Source organism: Dawidia cretensis, assembly GCF_018598175.1.
Taxonomy (GTDB): Bacteria; Bacteroidota; Bacteroidia; order Cytophagales; family Cyclobacteriaceae; genus Ohtaekwangia; species Ohtaekwangia cretensis.
Window position 1 is genome coordinate 1 of record NZ_JAHESE010000129.1, and the last position, 430, is coordinate 430.

Here is a 430-nt window from a genome sequence, read left to right on the forward strand (position 1 = left end):
ATACCGCGTTCGTTCGGGATCTATATAACCGACGAATTCGGGAACGTCTCCGATACACTGCGGCAAGAGCTCACACCCCTGTTCGAGCAGGTGCTGGATAAGCAAAAGTTTTTTGTATACCGGTTGCCCAGCGATGGAGCGATCGCTTATGGTTGGGATCTACCCTATCTGTGGGACAACAAAGTAGATGGATACTCGAGCGGCTGGCACACCGCGCCCGGCGGGCCGCTTCCGATTGTCTGCACGTTTGGGATCGGCGGTGCCTTCCAGTTAAGCCGCTTTGTCCTGTATGAGCGTACCAGCGAATTCACCTATAGCCACGGCAACCCCCGTACTTTTACGCTGTGGGGGTCGTCGGTAGATTCGCCGCAGGATGCGGAGTTGCCGCGATATTCCGCCGGCGGTACAGTCGTCGGAGATTGGATAAACC

1 protein-coding gene is annotated in these 430 nt (G+C 56.3%); it reads left to right on the forward strand.

The genetic code is table 11. The features are described from left to right. Nucleotides 1-430, forward strand: a 430-nt coding sequence (locus KK062_RS30050; protein ID WP_254088084.1) for a DUF5000 domain-containing lipoprotein, incomplete at both ends; no start/stop codon positions are given.